The organism is Streptomyces sp. NPDC057271 (assembly GCF_042668715.1).
Lineage (GTDB): Bacteria > Actinomycetota > Actinomycetes > Streptomycetales > Streptomycetaceae > Streptomyces.
This window is the reverse complement of the sequence record NZ_JBHUYJ010000104.1, coordinates 13,679-27,794: the sequence shown is the minus strand read 5'-3', so window position 1 is coordinate 27,794 and position 14,116 is coordinate 13,679. Positions and strand designations below refer to the sequence as shown.

The window sequence follows — 14,116 nt, the reverse complement described above, 5'->3', positions numbered from 1 at the left end:
GTGGAAGGGGGGGGAGGGGGGGGGGGGGGAGGGGGGGGGGGGGGAGGGGGGGGGGGGTTTTTTTTTTTTTTTGTTTTTGTGGGGGGGGGGGGGGGGGCCCCCCAGGGAGGGGGTTCGGGCCCCCGCCACCCTGTGCCGCTCAGCTACAGCCGAGCTTGAACGAGCATCCCCACGTGTAGTTGATGCCCGTCTCCACACCCCCCTCGCCGCCCACGCCGCCACCGGCCTGGACGCCCCAGACGGGTTCCCCCTTGCTGTTGCGCACCCACGAGCCGTCCAGGTTGAACGAACTCTCGTGGTTCAACACCGCTCCGACAACCCAGTGAGCGGAAACCTCCTTGTCCCATCCCCAGCCCCTGAGCTGGTCCAGGGAGTCGGCGTTGCTGGCGAGGACCGTGCCGTCGGCGGAGATACCGGCGCCCAGGCCGGAGATGGCGGGCGAGAAGCTGCCTCCCAAGTCCCACTCGCCGTCGGCGTTCTTGCCCACGAGGATGCACAGCTCCAGCGTGCCCATGAGGCCGACACCGCCGGAGACGCTGCCGCAGCCGCCTATCGTGTTCGTTTCCGTGGTACCGATGCCGATGACCGCGAGGGTCTGGTCGAACCAGCCCTTCTTCGGCTCGGGCTTCGGCGGCGGTCCCGGGTTGGGCGGGGTCTGCTTCAGCCAGCCGGTCGGCGCGGGAGTCGACGACACGGTGATGTTGCGGCGGCCGGGGATGCCCCCGCTGGTGTGCTGACCGGTCGGCCTCCCGTTGCTGTCGACCAGCGGGGGACGCTTGCCGCAACGGCAGGCGCGCGTCGGGCCTTCACCGCTCGACGACGGCTTCTTCGTCTCGATGACCGGAACGCCGCCCCTGCACGTGATGCCGTACTTGCTCGGGTTGTCGCACTCGGGCACCTTCGCGCCCGTCGGGTCCGCGAACGACGTCGGGTTGTTGTTCGCGTACGCGTACCCGTTCATCGACTGCTGCTGGCCGGTGCTGAGGACCGGGTCGACGCTGAGGAACTGGCCGGTCGAGGGATCGTACTGGCGCGCACCGACGTGCGTGAGCCCGGTCGTCGCGTCGCTCGTCTTGCCCAGGAACGCCTTGTCGTCCGGCCAGGAGCCTCCCACGCCGCCCGCGCGCGGTGCGCCGAAGGGGGTCAGCCGGCGCTTGGTGAACGCCTGGGTGCTGTCGGAGGAGACGGCCAGGTTCGACGTGCCGTGCAGGTCGCCGGTCAGGTAGTGGAGCTTGTTGGAGCCCGTCCGGTTGGTCCGTACGGCGACCTGGAGGTCACCCGAGCCGTAGCTGCGCTGTGCCCACGAGGTGCCGTCGGCGCGCAGGTGCAGTTCGGTGGATCCGGCGTACAGGACCCGCTCGCCACCGGACGTACCCCGGATCAGCAGTTCTCCGTTCGCGTCGTAGAGGTACTCGGTCGAGGTCGCGCCTTCGGCCAGGCCGACGATCTTGCCCTCCTCGGACCAGGAGATGTCCTGGGCTCCCTGTGCGCCGGGCCGGCTGGTGGTGTTGCCGGTGGCGTCGTAGGCGTACGTACGGTCGGGAGCGGTGCAGTTGCCGCTCGTGCTGGTACCGGTCAGCGCGTGCGGCCTGCCCGACGTGTAGCAGTACGTGGTGGTGGCATCACCGGTGGTCCTGTGCCGGGTCTCCGCCGTGCGCTGCCCGCCCTTGTTGTAGGTGTAGCTCGTCCAGTACGGGTCCGGCCCGGCGAGCGCGCCCGCGGACCGGGTGTCGGAGCAGTCCTGGGACGAGGGCGTCCATGCCTCGGTCAGACGGCGGTGGCCGTCGTAGGCGAAGCACTGCGTCTCGGCCTGGCTGCTGCCGCCCAGGGTGGTCGGGTCCGCGATGGAGGTCAGGTTTCCGGCCTGGTCGTAGGTGTAGTTCAGGTCCTGGAGCATGTACGGGTGGGTCTGGTCGGTGACGTGGCTCCGCGTCAGCCGGCCCGTCCCGGCCTCGAAGGTGTTGGTGACGTACGTCTTCTTGTGCGCCTCGGTGTCGGCGGTGCCCAGGGCCATCTGCTGGAGCTGCCCGGTGGCCGAGTAGTCGGCGTCGAGGAGGTAGCCCGTGCTGCCGGCGATGGAGTCGACGTGGCCCAGGGCGTCGTACCCGTAGGACACGATCTCCTGGGGCAGTCCGCCGAGCGCGGGCTGGCTGCTGTTCCGCAGTGTTCCGTCGAGGCGGTACGAGGTGGACAGGTCGATCGTGGCCGGCGCGCCGGCGACGACCAGCGGGTCGTCCGCCGGGAGCTGGAGCCGCGTCCCGGTGGGCCGGCTGAGGCTGTCGTACGCGGTGACGGACTTGGTGTACGCGCGGCCCGACTTGCCGCCCACGTACCGGGTGTTGGAGCCCGGCTGTCCCTTCAGGACGGTGTCGTAGACGGCGGAGGTGAGCTGGTTGGCGTCGGTCTTCGTGCCGGACCAGGTCGCCACGCTGCGGCCGACCTCGTCGTACTCGGTGAGGACGCTCTTGCCACGCGAGTCCGTGACCTTGATGACCCGGTCGAGTACGTCGTAGCCCAAGGAGGAGGACCCCTTGTCGGGGTCGTCGGAGGCCACCAGCCGGCCGAACAGGTCGTAGGTGCTCGTCCACAGGGCACCGTCGGGCCCGGTGGTGGAGAGCTTCTTGTCGTCCAGGGCGTAGGTGAAGGCGGTGCTGGAGTAGGAGGCACCCAGGCCGCCGCCGTACTCGGCGTCCGCGGGGCTGGAGCCCGCGTACTCCCGCACCGCGGTCGTCCTGCCCCGGGCGTCGGTGACACTGCGCGTGGCCGTGCCGCCCTGGAGACCCGTGGTCGCCGTCGAGTCACCGGTGTAGGTGGTGGTCGTCGTCGACTTCTTCACACCGAACACGTACGTCGTGCTGGTGATCGGCCGCTCCGCGCCGTCGTAGACGGTCTCGGTCTGGCTGGGCGCCTCGCCGTACTCGGCCCGGGTGTAGGTGCCGTTCGGGGTGCTCGTCGTGTCGAAGATGTCCGCGTACGTCTCGTAGGCCAGGCCCCTGGAGTCATAGCGGGTGTCGGTCAGGAGCCGGCCGCCCTGCGGCGTCGGGGTCTGCGTCTGCAGCTGACGCAGCAGGGAGTCGTAGATGGTGTAGCTCGTGTTGTACGTCTCGCCGTCGGCCTTCAGCGTCGAGGTCGAGACCCAGGACTGCTGGGTGGCGCTGAGGTGGTAGGCGTACCTGCTGTTGGGCGACTGGCTGCCGCGGACACGGTCCGGCAGCCAGACGTCCGTCCTGCGCCCCAGCGCGTCGTAGGCGACCTCCGTCTTCTTCAGGTTGGCGTCGTAGACCCGGTTGGCCTGGCCACGGCGCGGGTCGATGAAGCTGGTGGTGCGGTGCCCCTTGGCGTCGGTGACGATGGTCTTCGTGAGCGGACCGGCCGTGGCCGGGGTGTAGGCCGTGGTCGCGGAGCCGCCCGCCGCGTTGGTGACGGTGAGCGGCCGGCCCAGCGTGTCGTGGCCGGTGGTGGCGACGGTCTGCCAGAGCGGCGCGGTCGCGCTGTAGCCCTTGGCCCGGCCGGTCCAGGTCGCCAGACCCTTCGTCGGCTTCATCGTCGTCGACCAGCTCAGACCGTCGTAGGCCGTGGCCGTGTCGGACAGCACGCTCCCCCGCCGGGTGGCGTCGGCCGGCAGGTCGAGGGAGGTGTCGGCGACATCGCACGTCCTGCCGACGGTACGGGTGCGCGAGACGAGGGTGGTCAGACCGACCGTGTCGTTGCGTGCGTACCAGGTACGGGTACAGGTCTCGTCGCCGGTCTTGGCGTCGTCACCGAGGTCCTCGACGCGGTACGGGTGGCCGTGGTCGTCGTAGGCCGTCTTGACCGTCCGCGACCGCCAGGTGCCGGGGACCGTGAGGTGGGTGTAGTCGGTGGTTTCGGCGACCCGGACGTACCGGGCCACGGCGTCGGGCGCGTCGGGCTGGCTCTGGCGCGCGGTCTCCTTCGACCAGGGCACGCTCGCCTCGGCGGAGACCGGCGTCGATCCGTTGTAGACGACCTGCTCCCGCAGGTGTCCGGCGTACTGGTCGCTGTCGGTGAGGGCGGCGAGGCCCAGGGCCGGGCTCGACAGCGGGGCGACGCTCACCGACTTGGTGGTGCCGTCCTTCTTCTTGTCACCGTGCATGCCCTGCATGTAGAGCGAGACGGTCTTGGAACGGGTGGTGTTCAGCGCGCCGTTGTAGACGGTGACCTGGCGGTAGCCGCGCCAGTCGGACCAGGTCCGCTCGTCCTTCGGCTCGAACGGGCCGTCGCTGTGGTGCCAGGCCGCGCCGCTGTAGGCGTAGCTCTGCTCCCAGCCGTCGTTCTGTCCGGCCGGGTCCGAGGTGGTGACGGCCAGGACGCGGTACTTGTGGAACCAGTCGATCGACGCCTCGCTGGAGCCGTTGATGTTCCAGTACTGCGGGAAGCAGTTGCGCGTGTTGGTGTCCTCCGCGGCACCGAGGACCTCACTGCGCACGCACTCGGGGGCCGACATGGTCACCGTGGTGATCGCTCCCGTCTCCGACGTGATCGTGGAGATACGGGGCCGGGTCAGGGGAAGGATGTCGTCCGTGGCGTCGACCCGGTTCGGCCGCATGTGGTACGTGAACCGGATCGGGTCCATGCCGATGGCGGTCGTGCCGGCCTTGCCGGTCCGCTTGACCGATTCGAGCGTCAGCACGTGGTCCGACGTGTCACCGATGTCACCGCCGTCCAGGTACCGCTGGGTCAGCGCCCAGGAGTCCACCGCGTCGTAGGCGCTGGTCGCGGCGTTCCAGGAGAAGGTGTTGAGCGAGGTCAGGCGCTTGCGGGAGAAGAACGCCGGGCCGGTGCCCAGACAGGTCGTGTCACCGCTGGAACAGATCGCGTCGAAGGGCACGTCCGGCCAGTTGTCCGCGGTCTCCTTGGTCAGCGAGCCACAGTCCGCGACGGTGCACCGCTCGGCGTGTCCGAAGGTGACCCTGGCGTCGGCGTTGTCGGTGAACAGCGCGCCCTTGCGCAGGCCGTACTTGATCTCCGTCAGGTAGCCGCCGCGGGTGTAGGCCGCGTTCGCGGTGGTGGACTTGTTCTTCTTGTAGTGGTTGGTCTCCTTGGTGTACCAGTAGGTGGCCGCGTTGCCGGAGGTGTCCTCGACGTAGTCGAGGTTCCAGCGCCAGGCCTGGGTGAGCGACCGGCCCGCGAAGCTGGTGCCCTTGTCGTAGCCGGGCTCACCGGAGTCGTCGCCGAAGACCGGCACGGTCCAGGTGGAGTTGGTGCGCTGGGTGGTCGCACCGTCCAGCTTGTCGAGGCCGAACACGTACTTCGTACCGTCGCCGGTGATCACGGTCCAGTGCTCGCCGTCGTCGTCGCCGTTGGCGGCCCCGGTGGAGCGGATCACCTTCGAGGCGTCGTCGCCCTGGAGCCGCCACTGACCACTCGTACCGTCCTTGACCAGACGGCTGGCCCGGCCGTTGAGCATGAGCGTGGCGTTGTCGAACTTCCAGCACCGGTCGTACAGCTTGTCGTGACCGTCGTCGTCACAACTGCCGTAGGTGCGCTCGATGTAGGACTCCGCCACGGCGAAACCCTCACCCACCGCGCTGCCCTGGTTGTTCGTGGTGGCGGTGCGGCCGTCGACGCTGCCGGAGTCGTACGAGAGCGACAGCTCGGGCGTGGGGCCGGCTGCCGCCGGAGGCATGGTGAAGTCGTACGACCAGGTGAACGAACCCGAGCTGTTTCCCGCCTCCCACGAGGAGGAGGGCGAGAGGTCGGTCGCGGAGTAGTCGCCGGATCCGGAGGACGACTCGCCCTCGCCGGTCGCGCCCGCCGCCGTGAGCGCGAAGACGCCCGCGCCGGACGAGGCGGCGGCGGAACCCGCCATGAGCTGGGCGGTCATGCCGCCGGAGTCGGCGGGAGCGGCCTGCGGGATCACGAGCTGCGTCGTGACGGTCTGCCGCTCGACGTCGTTGTGCGAGGCCAGCGGGGTCTGCTTCCGGCACTCGGGCTTCTCGGGTGTCGTCAGCGCGCACGCGGGAAGCTGGACCAGCCGCAGCCGTCCCGCCCACCCACCGCCGAAGGCCGAGGCGAACGCGCCGTAGTCGACGTCCGCCTGCGCCCTGCCCGCCTCGTCGGACTCCGCCGTCAGCACGACTCCGGTGAGTCCGAGGCGGTTCGCGGCCTGCCGGTCGAGGACCGTCAGCTTCGCCGTGGCGTCGGCGGGAAGCCGGTCCTTCCCTGTGGCCGGCCGCAACGAGACGGGCAGTCCGCCCGGCTTCGCCGTGGCGGTGCCGGAACCGGGTGCGAGCTGCGCGCTGCCCGCTCCGGGCCAGGCCGCGGCGCGCTGCTCCTGCGCGGCGCGGCGCGCCTGTGCGTCGTTGGCCTTCCGGTCACGGGCGACCTTCTCCCGGTCCTTCTTCGCCCCCGGCCCGTCGAAGGGCCGGACCTTGCTGACGCGCTGGCCGGGAAGGTCGGGGCGGCCGAGACCGCCCGGTGTGTCGGCCGCCTGGGCGGCCGGGACGGCGCCCAGGGGCGCCAGCAGACCGAGCAGGACAGACCCGAGCACCAGGCGGCCTGATCCCCTCCCGGGCAGACGCCAACGGCGTCTGGACTCGTACGTGGTGAATGACAACTTTCTCCGCCCCCATGAACGACGTGACTGAACGAACAGAAAAGATGCGAGGAGAGGCGACGGGCTCGGGAGACGGCGTGCGGGTCCTTCCTCGCCACCCCCACCGCCACCAGCACCGGACCCGGGCTCGCGGGCCTTCGACGTGGTGGTCGGTCCGCTCGGGACCGGCCGCGGCACCGCCCATGGCCGTACGTCTCGAAACGGGCCGGCATCGTGTGGTTCCCCTGCCTGGCCGGCGAGGCGCGCGGGAGAACGGGCGCGAGCCGAGTGCGCGGGGAACGTCGTGGTGTCCCCCACCCCACCTCAGGACCCGGCCGACCGAGTCAGCCGGCTCGCCCCTCGCGTCGCACCGTCGAAGACGGTCGACTCCTCGGCGAGGCATGCGCCACCCGGAAGCACGCGCGGCCGTCTCCCGGCCGCGCCGCCGACCGGACGTCACGATTGAAACTCATCCCCACCCCAGGACAGTTGACCAAATACAGACAATGCGCGGCGCACAATACGTCGTGATCAGCAAAGAAACGGTCCGCGTGACAGGATCGTGATCACGAATGCGCGTGTCGGTCAGGGGATGCCGGAGGGCGCGGGGCGCCGGAAGGGAGCGGGGTTCACGCCCTCGACGGCGGGCTCCGGGGCCGGAGAAGCGGGGCCCGGGGCCGCGGGGGACGGTAACTCCGGCCTTGGGGAACATCGGTACAGCGGATATCGGTGAGAACGATCTTGAACGGCAGAGGACCCCGATGACGTGATCACCGGGGTCCTCTGCCGTTGTAGCGGGCGGGCGGCGTCGCTGGTCAGGTTCGCGGCGGGAAGAGTTCGAGGAGGCGTTCCTTCTGGCGAGCGCCGAGGCCCTGGACGCGGCGGCGCTCGGAGATGTCGAGGTCGGCCAGGAGTTGGCCAGCGCGGACCTTGCCGATGCCGGGCAGCGATTCCAGCAGGCGGCGGACGTACACCTTGCCGACCACGGCGCCCTCGCGCTCCAGCACTTCCTTGAGCGACACCTTCCCGTCCTTGAGCGCGGCGAGGATCTCGCCGCGCTCCTTGCGGACGGCGGCGGCCTTCTTCAGTGCCTCGGCACGGGCCTCGGCGGTCAGTACGGGCAGAGCCATGGGCGCCACTCCTCTTCCTTCGTACGGGCGTGTGGCGGTCATCATCACCCTGCCGTGCGGCTGGTGACCAGCAGGTTTGCGGGGCCCGCGCCCCTCTACGAGGGCGGTGTCGTGTCGGTGATGAGTCGCAGGGTGGGGCGGGCGGGGGCGAACTCGCCGAGTTCCAGTGCCGCCTCGCGCCAGTGGGAGGCCAGCTGAAGGAGACGCTCGCTGTCGTGCCGGAAGCCGGGTGGCGGGGCGCTCGGGATGGTGGGCCACAGGATGGCCGCGGCGAAGCGCAGCGCGTGCATGGCCGCGGTCGCGTGGGGGGCGACGCCGCCGCCCTCCATGCGCCGGAGCATGTCGAGCCGTTCGGCGGTGGCGATGAGTTCGCTGAACACCTTCTCGTACTCCTGCGTGCGCACGGCCTGGAGGTCATCCACGGGGGCCTCCGGCGTTCGGGTGCGGCTGGGCCTGGAGGCAGTCGCGCAGCTCAATCTCCTCGGGGGTGAGCGGATCCTCGGGCCGGCGGATCCGGACGGGCTTGGGCCGCAGCGGCAGGTCGTCGTCCACTGCGGCGGCCTGCTCGGCTTCGGCGAACGCCCGGTAGAGGGAGGCGACCGAGGGGGACTTGCCCGCGTTCTTGCCGTCCTTGATGGTGAGCTTCTTCGCGATCTCGGGGACGGGGACGCCCTTGTTCTTCAGCGCGAGGGCGAAGGTGAGCATGTCGTCGTCGATGACCTTCGGCCGTCCGCCGTGGTTGCCCTTGGCCGCTGCGGCGACCCGGCCTTCGAGGGTCTTCTCCCGGATGTAGTTGCGCTCGATCTGCCCGGCGACGGCGAGCACGGCGAAGAACATGGCGCCCATGCCGTTGGGGTCGTAGATGCCGGTGAGCGGGCCGGTGAGGAGTTCGAGCTGGATGCCGCCGTCCTGGAGCTCGGCGGACAGCGTCATCAGCTCGGCGGCGTTGCGCGCGAGGCGCTTGAGCTCGTGGACGGTGAAGATGACCGGCGTCTCGGGGGCGGCCTCCTTGAACTGGTGCGCCAGAGCGAGCGCCTTCTCCAGTTCGGGCCGGACCTTGATCCGCGTGCTGATCTGCTCCTGGAAGATCTTGTGGCATTCCGCCCGGCGGAGGGCTTCGAGTTGGCTCGCCAGCTCCTGGCGGGCGGTCGACGTCCTGGCGTACCCGATCCTTACCGGCCGCTCGGTGCGGGGCGCGGGAACCACCGCGAGCGCGGGGCCCTGGTTCCATGCGCGGCCCGGTCGCCGGTCGGCGGGCACCGGGACTTCGAGTTCTTCGCGGAGCGCGGGTACGAGGACGAAGCGGGGGGTGTGGTACTTCGCGGCGGTCTTGCCGCCGCGGGTGCGGCAGGCGCTGCCGGCGGGCGCGTCACAGTTCGGGCAGTTGTGACGTTCTACCGCCAATGCGGCCTGATCGGGCGTCAAGTCCATGGCGGCAGTCTCTCAGAACTGCCTCGCACAACACGCCGGTTTCGAGAGGACTTCTGCGAACGGCGACCTGCGGAAACGGATCACGCTCCGGGGCTCTCGCAGAACTCTCACAGATGGTCATTTGTGAGAATCACCGCGCGTTCGACTCTGGCCCACGCTTCCGGTCAGTGAAGATCGCCAGGGTGCGGTCGACGGTGTCGCGGCCATCTGTTCGAGCTTCGCAATCAGGAGCCGTGCGTCGGCGACGGCGTCGTGCGGGCCGCCGAGCGGCTGGTTGCGGTACGCGCCTCGCTTGACCGACCACAGCCCGCGCCACACCGCGTACGGCACCATCGCGTCCTCCCACCGGACCCGGCCCAGCCACTCGTCTGCCGCCGCGGCGTCGCCGCAGTGGTGGCGGTGGAGTTCGCGCTCGAGGACGCCGCGGTCGAAGTCCATCTTGTAGGCGACCGCGATCCGGCCGTGGAAGACGTCGGTGAGGCGGGGCAGCAGCTCGGCGAAGGCCGGTGCCTGGGCGAGGCGGTCGGGGGTGATGCCGTGCACGGCGACGGCTGCCGGCTCCACAAGGACGTTCGGCTGGACGTACTCGTTGAAGAGCACGGTGCCCCGGCGGTCGACGGCGGCGATCTGCACCGCGTACGCGTTCTCCAGCCCGGTCGTCTCCACGTCGACGGCCAGCAGCGTCTCGTCGGCGAGGAGGCGGCGGGCCCAGGCGGCGACCTGGTCGCGCTCACGGGTCCACGAGGACGGGCGCCGCAGGACCCGGATCGCGTCGTCCAGGTCACGGTGGGCCTCGCGGCTGCCCTGGACCCGCCACAGCGGCCGGCCGCCGTCGGACTCCGCCGCCACGCTCCCGGCGTACACGGCCGCCTCGTACACCGCCCAGACCGGGCGGTCGGTGTCCGCGGGCCGTACGAACTGCACCGGCTGTTCGTCGACGGTGCGGGTGAACAGGTCCTCCCACTGAGCCGGGTCCGTGATCGTCACCAGCCGCCCCCTTCTCGTCGTCCGAGCACCTTGGCTGAACCGGTGGCCGCGGCCACCGCGTCACGCGATCATGGCAGCATCCGCCGTCTTTCAGGGAGGAATCAGCCCATGCCGAACAAGACGCAGGTCCGCCGTCTCGCGCCCGGCCCGGACCGTGACAAGGTCGCGGCGGAGCTGAAGAAGAAGTACGACTCCGGGACGAGCATCCGGGCCCTGGCGGAGGAGACGGGCCGCTCGTACGGCGGCGTGCACCGCCTCCTCGCCGACGCCGGGGTCACCTTCCGGTCCCGGGGCGGAGACCGGCGCGGCACCGAGTCCTGACCGCAGGGCGGACGTACGGTGGGGATATGGCGAGGTGGGAGCCGAGCTACTTCCAGGCCCGGGGCATCGCGGTCCGGCGCCTGATCTCCGCTCACCCCGACGAGTACGAGCGCCTCCTCGACGCGGCGAAGACCGACCTGTCGGCCGAGCCCGGAGTGCGCGTACCTGGGCGCCGCGGCCCTGGAGCTGGCCGATCTCCTCGGCCACGGCTGGCAGGGCCACCAGGTGCAGAGCGCCCTGTGGTCGCACCGGACGCAGCGTGGCGGCCCTGATCGCCGCCCTCGACGGCGACCTGGGCCTGTACTGCCATCCCGGTCGACCTGGCCGCTGTCCTCCCATATATCACCAGCAAGATCCGCCGCTTCGGCACTGGCACCTGGACCTGGACATGGAGCCCCCGGGCGGGCAGGCGGTCGGACACCTTCGGCTGGTGGCGTGAACCGTCCCGGCGCGGCCCGAAACCGTGAGGCCCACGGACGAGACGTGTGAGTTCACCGAGGACGAGGTGAACGGCCTGCTTGACGGTGACGGGGGAGACGCCGGATGGGGCGATGCCGAGTACGAGACCTTGCGGTAGCGGGCCCGGAAGGCCGCCTGCGGTCTGATCAGGCCGGTGAAGGGTCAGCGGGCGGACGCGGGCCGCCGAAGCCGTGGGCTGAGAGGTCGAACCAGTTGCCCTCCGGGTCGATGGCCCGGTACTCGGCGTAGGGGCGGCTGGTGAAGCGTTCCGCAGGTTTCGGGGTGCCGGCCGCGACCAGGGCGTCGGACATGTCGGCCGTGTTCTCGACGTGGAAGCCGAAGTGGTTCATCCCCACCGGGGTCTCGCCGTCGAGCTGGTGCTTGATCAGGGCCAGGGTCAGATAGCCGTCGGAGAGGAAGCAGCTGCCGTCCGGATCGCGGTGGAAGAGTTCCATCGCGAAGACGGAGGAGTAGAACTCGGCGAGCTTCTCGGGTGCGCGGGCCACGATGGCCAGATGGCGCAGCTTCGGTCGGGGGGTGGGCTCGGTCACCGTGGACTCCTGGCGTTGGGGTGCCTGTTGCGCGGCGGCGGGTGCGGGGATCATGTTGTGGAACGCTCTGATCAGCCAAGGATGTGTCGCCGTGCGCTCCACGACCGCCAGAGCATGGGCGCGGGCCAGCGCCACGCCGCCGGGTGCGCGGATCGTACACTCAGCTTCGACCGTGGCGAGGTCGGCGCGGAGGAAGCGAATGGCCTTGACGTGGGTTTCGAGTGCGGTTCCCGCGTACGGTCCGCGGAAGAGGATCGCGTGTCCGGCTTCGATGCCGGGCCTGCCGGCCGGCTTGTCGCCTCGGACGGTCGTGAAGTCGCAGTCCTCCGCGAAGCTTGCGGCGAATCGCGCCGCGTCCCCGTGAGCCCAGCCTCGGGCCATTGTGTCCCACAGGGCGCGGATCGCCAGGATGTCCTCCTGGGCGTCGGGGTGTGCCGGTGTGTCGGGCTCGTGCATGTCTGTCATGCCCCCAGCCGGGTGCTCGTGCGGACGCGCACGTCGAGTTCGCTGCATTCGCTGCCCGCGGGCGCGTCCGGTGGGGAGGGTGTCCAGGCCGCCAGCGCGTGGTAGAAGACGCCGCTGCGGCGTTCCAGGTAGCAGATCAGGTTGAGGGGCCAGCCCGCCTGGCCGAAGAGGTGGCGGTCCATGGGGGTGGGGCGCTCGCTGAGCACGTGATCGCGTGCTGGCGGCGGGCCTATGCGGTGCCAGTCCGGGTGCATGTGGATGGAGCCGAGCAGGTCCAGGTCGGCCTCTTCGGCCTGGCGGGACGCCTTGAGGAGGTCGGCGGAGTCCATCCACCAGCCGCGGTGCTCGTTCTCGTAGGCCGGCCCGAACCGCGGCACGATCGTCTCGGAGAACTCCTGCCGGGCTGCCGGGTCGCTGGTCCGGGCGTTGCGGCCGAAGACGACGCGCCGCACGTGGAACGCCTTCGCCTCCGTCTGGCCGAGCAGGAGCGCGAAGCAGGGCAGCGGAGCCTCGGCGGTGATGAGCTGGTACTCGCTGACCGCGGCGTTCAGGAACTCTTCGAGTGCCTGGTCGTCGATCAGGACGGTGGCGGTGGTCGGGGTGCCGCATCGGGGCTGTGCCAGGGGCGGCCCGCAGGCCGCGGTGACTGGGGTCATGGAGGATGCTCTTTGTGGAGTCGCGGGCGGAATCCGAAGGTGTTCGTCGCTCGGGGCGGGCGGCGGAGCCCGGCCAGTTCCGCCCGCCCCGGGAGACACAGCGGAGCGGTGCCCTTGCCCCCGGTGCGGACGGGCGGGTGTCAGGAGGCGCAGGCTGTGCGCTCCTGCGGCGTCATCGCTCGGGAGCGGGCGATGAGCAGGTCGTTCTTGCCGGTGGGCGCGCTGAAGGTGCTGTTGTTGATGACGACGTGCCGGTACCTCTTCTTGGTGCCGCTCCGGATCTTGGTGTCCGACTTGAAGTCGAGCCGCAGGTCCCCGACCGCGGTCCCCATCTCCGCGGCCCTGCTGAACCAGGCGACGTTGCAGGCCGGGACCGGCAGGCTGTTCGTCTGGGAGACGGTGCTCGACCGTGTCCAGGTCTTGGTGTACTTGGCGGTCACCGCCGCCTCCGCCGCCCCCCAGATGGTGGCCTTCACCGAGGTGCCCACCTCGAAGCTGTCCGAGCTCGTGACCGTGTCCGACCAGGCCAGCGTGTGGGTGACCGTCGTGGACGCGTAGTTCAGGACCCGGTCGCCCACCTGGTGCTCCGGCCCGGGCGCGGCCTGGTAGGAGGACGGGGCGTAGCTGACCTTGCAGTCGATGTCCTGATAGGGGACGGCCGGACCGATCAGGTGCGCGTCGTAGCAGATCTGCAGGGCCTTCGCCGCCAGCGGGTCACTGGCATCCAGCGTCAGGGTACGGTTGGCCGCCGCGGCCGGTGACGCGGCCAGCCCCAGCATCCCCAACGCGATCCCCGCCGCGATCGATGCTCGCCGAATTGATGACATGCGTGTGTGTTTCCCTTCCGGGTCGGATGGTCGAAGAGGGAGGCGAAGCGTCGAACTCACCCGGTGGCAACGCGCCTACTCGACGATCATCCTGGCGCGCAGTCACCCTCGAGCGTGAGTGGCAGAAGTAGCGCATGCCGCAAGAATCCTTCCACGCTGTTCCTGCGAGGCTCCGCCCGCACGCGTGTCGGTCCTCGTGGACGAGAGCACCGGCTCTTCGAACGCGGCTGCGCCATCGCACGCTTGGCCTGCCCCCGGCCCGAACCCGGTCGTGCGGCTGCACGAGTTCGCCGTCCAGCGGCAGGCCTGTCGCGTCTGCTTCAGTTCAGGGGCGGACCGCGCCGCAGCGTCCTTGGCCAGCTACGTCGAACGAATCAGCTTCACAGCCCCCGAACGACAGCCGCGTAGGCATCAGTGAGCGCCTTGCATGCATTGGCTTGCAGGCCGACAGTCGTGGCCCAGTTGGTCGTCAGATTCTGTATGACCAGCACCTTCTGGAGGGCAGTCAGCTCAGGATCGTCCCAGATCTCCGACAGGGCGTCGTCGAGGTCGAACACGGGGTCAGTCGCGCACAGGGACTGGTTCGGCGTGTTCGCTGTTTCCTCGGCATTGGCTGTCACGGGTGCCTTGCAGGGCACGATCTGTTCGGCTGTTCCGCGTCCGCTGATCTGGGTCCAGGAGGTGCCTGTGTTCCAGCGGTAGACACCGTCGGGTGACCGGCCGTAGATGGCGT

At 70.2% G+C, this 14,116-nt stretch carries 10 protein-coding genes; 1 reads left to right on the top strand and 9 read right to left on the bottom strand.

Annotated elements, in window-relative coordinates:
• Positions 1–139: 139 nt before the first annotated feature.
• The 5 genes from ACFUJR_RS32280 to ACFUJR_RS32260 form a co-directional block, all read right to left on the bottom strand.
• Positions 140–6,511 (bottom strand): RHS repeat-associated core domain-containing protein, encoded by a 6,372-nt coding sequence (locus tag ACFUJR_RS32280; protein WP_383168743.1) that lies wholly within the window; start codon positions 6,509–6,511, stop codon positions 140–142.
• 860 nt (positions 6,512–7,371) lie between these two features.
• Positions 7,372–7,686, bottom strand: a complete 315-nt coding sequence (mihF, locus tag ACFUJR_RS32275) for an integration host factor, actinobacterial type (RefSeq protein WP_383168740.1) — start codon at positions 7,684–7,686, stop codon at positions 7,372–7,374.
• A gap of 95 nt (positions 7,687–7,781) precedes the next feature.
• The gene (locus tag ACFUJR_RS32270; RefSeq protein WP_383168737.1) at positions 7,782–8,108 is read right to left on the bottom strand and encodes a hypothetical protein; all 327 of its coding nucleotides are present in this window, start codon (positions 8,106–8,108) and stop codon (positions 7,782–7,784) included.
• Entirely contained in the window at positions 8,101–9,117 is a 1,017-nt protein-coding gene (locus ACFUJR_RS32265) for a recombinase family protein (RefSeq protein ID WP_383168735.1), read from the bottom strand. Before ACFUJR_RS32265 ends, ACFUJR_RS32270 begins: the two co-directional genes overlap by 8 nt.
• 117 nt (positions 9,118–9,234) lie before the next feature.
• Positions 9,235–10,104 carry a 3'-5' exonuclease gene (locus tag ACFUJR_RS32260; protein WP_383168732.1) on the bottom strand — a complete coding sequence of 290 codons (870 nt, stop codon included), beginning with the start codon at positions 10,102–10,104 and terminating at the stop codon, positions 9,235–9,237.
• A gap of 108 nt (positions 10,105–10,212) precedes the next feature.
• On the opposite strand from ACFUJR_RS32260, the gene ACFUJR_RS32255 reads away from it, so the two are divergent.
• Positions 10,213–10,425: a helix-turn-helix domain-containing protein gene (locus tag ACFUJR_RS32255; protein WP_383168730.1), complete on the top strand. Its 213-nt coding sequence runs from the start codon at positions 10,213–10,215 to the stop codon at positions 10,423–10,425.
• 605 nt (positions 10,426–11,030) lie between these two features.
• On the opposite strand, the gene ACFUJR_RS32250 is transcribed toward ACFUJR_RS32255, so the two are convergent.
• The 4 genes from ACFUJR_RS32250 to ACFUJR_RS32235 all read right to left on the bottom strand — a co-directional run.
• Complete coding sequence (locus tag ACFUJR_RS32250; RefSeq protein ID WP_383168727.1) at positions 11,031–11,900, bottom strand: SgcJ/EcaC family oxidoreductase; 870 nt, start codon at positions 11,898–11,900, stop codon at positions 11,031–11,033.
• Complete coding sequence (locus ACFUJR_RS32245; RefSeq protein ID WP_383168724.1) at positions 11,897–12,556, bottom strand: hypothetical protein; 660 nt, start codon at positions 12,554–12,556, stop codon at positions 11,897–11,899. The genes ACFUJR_RS32250 and ACFUJR_RS32245 overlap by 4 nt, the downstream gene beginning before the upstream one ends.
• Positions 12,557–12,696: 140 nt before the next feature.
• On the bottom strand, positions 12,697–13,383 hold the full coding sequence (locus tag ACFUJR_RS32240) for a hypothetical protein (RefSeq protein ID WP_383168722.1): 687 nt from the start codon (positions 13,381–13,383) through the stop codon (positions 12,697–12,699).
• Between the two features lie 380 nt (positions 13,384–13,763).
• On the bottom strand, positions 13,764–14,116 hold a 353-nt coding region (locus tag ACFUJR_RS32235), incomplete at its 5' end, for a hypothetical protein (protein WP_383451002.1).

Excerpts from the sequence above, each read along its gene's own strand:
- mihF (WP_383168740.1), bottom strand. The coding sequence starts at position 7,686 with ATGGCTCTGCCCGTACTGACCGCCGAGGCCCGTGCCGAGGCACTGAAG.
- ACFUJR_RS32265 (WP_383168735.1), bottom strand. The coding sequence starts at position 9,117 with ATGGACTTGACGCCCGATCAGGCCGCATTGGCGGTAGAACGTCACAAC.
- ACFUJR_RS32255 (WP_383168730.1), top strand. The coding sequence starts at position 10,213 with ATGCCGAACAAGACGCAGGTCCGCCGTCTCGCGCCCGGCCCGGACCGT.
- ACFUJR_RS32250 (WP_383168727.1), bottom strand. The coding sequence starts at position 11,900 with ATGACAGACATGCACGAGCCCGACACACCGGCACACCCCGACGCCCAG.
- ACFUJR_RS32245 (WP_383168724.1), bottom strand. The coding sequence starts at position 12,556 with ATGACCCCAGTCACCGCGGCCTGCGGGCCGCCCCTGGCACAGCCCCGA.
- ACFUJR_RS32240 (WP_383168722.1), bottom strand. The coding sequence starts at position 13,383 with ATGTCATCAATTCGGCGAGCATCGATCGCGGCGGGGATCGCGTTGGGG.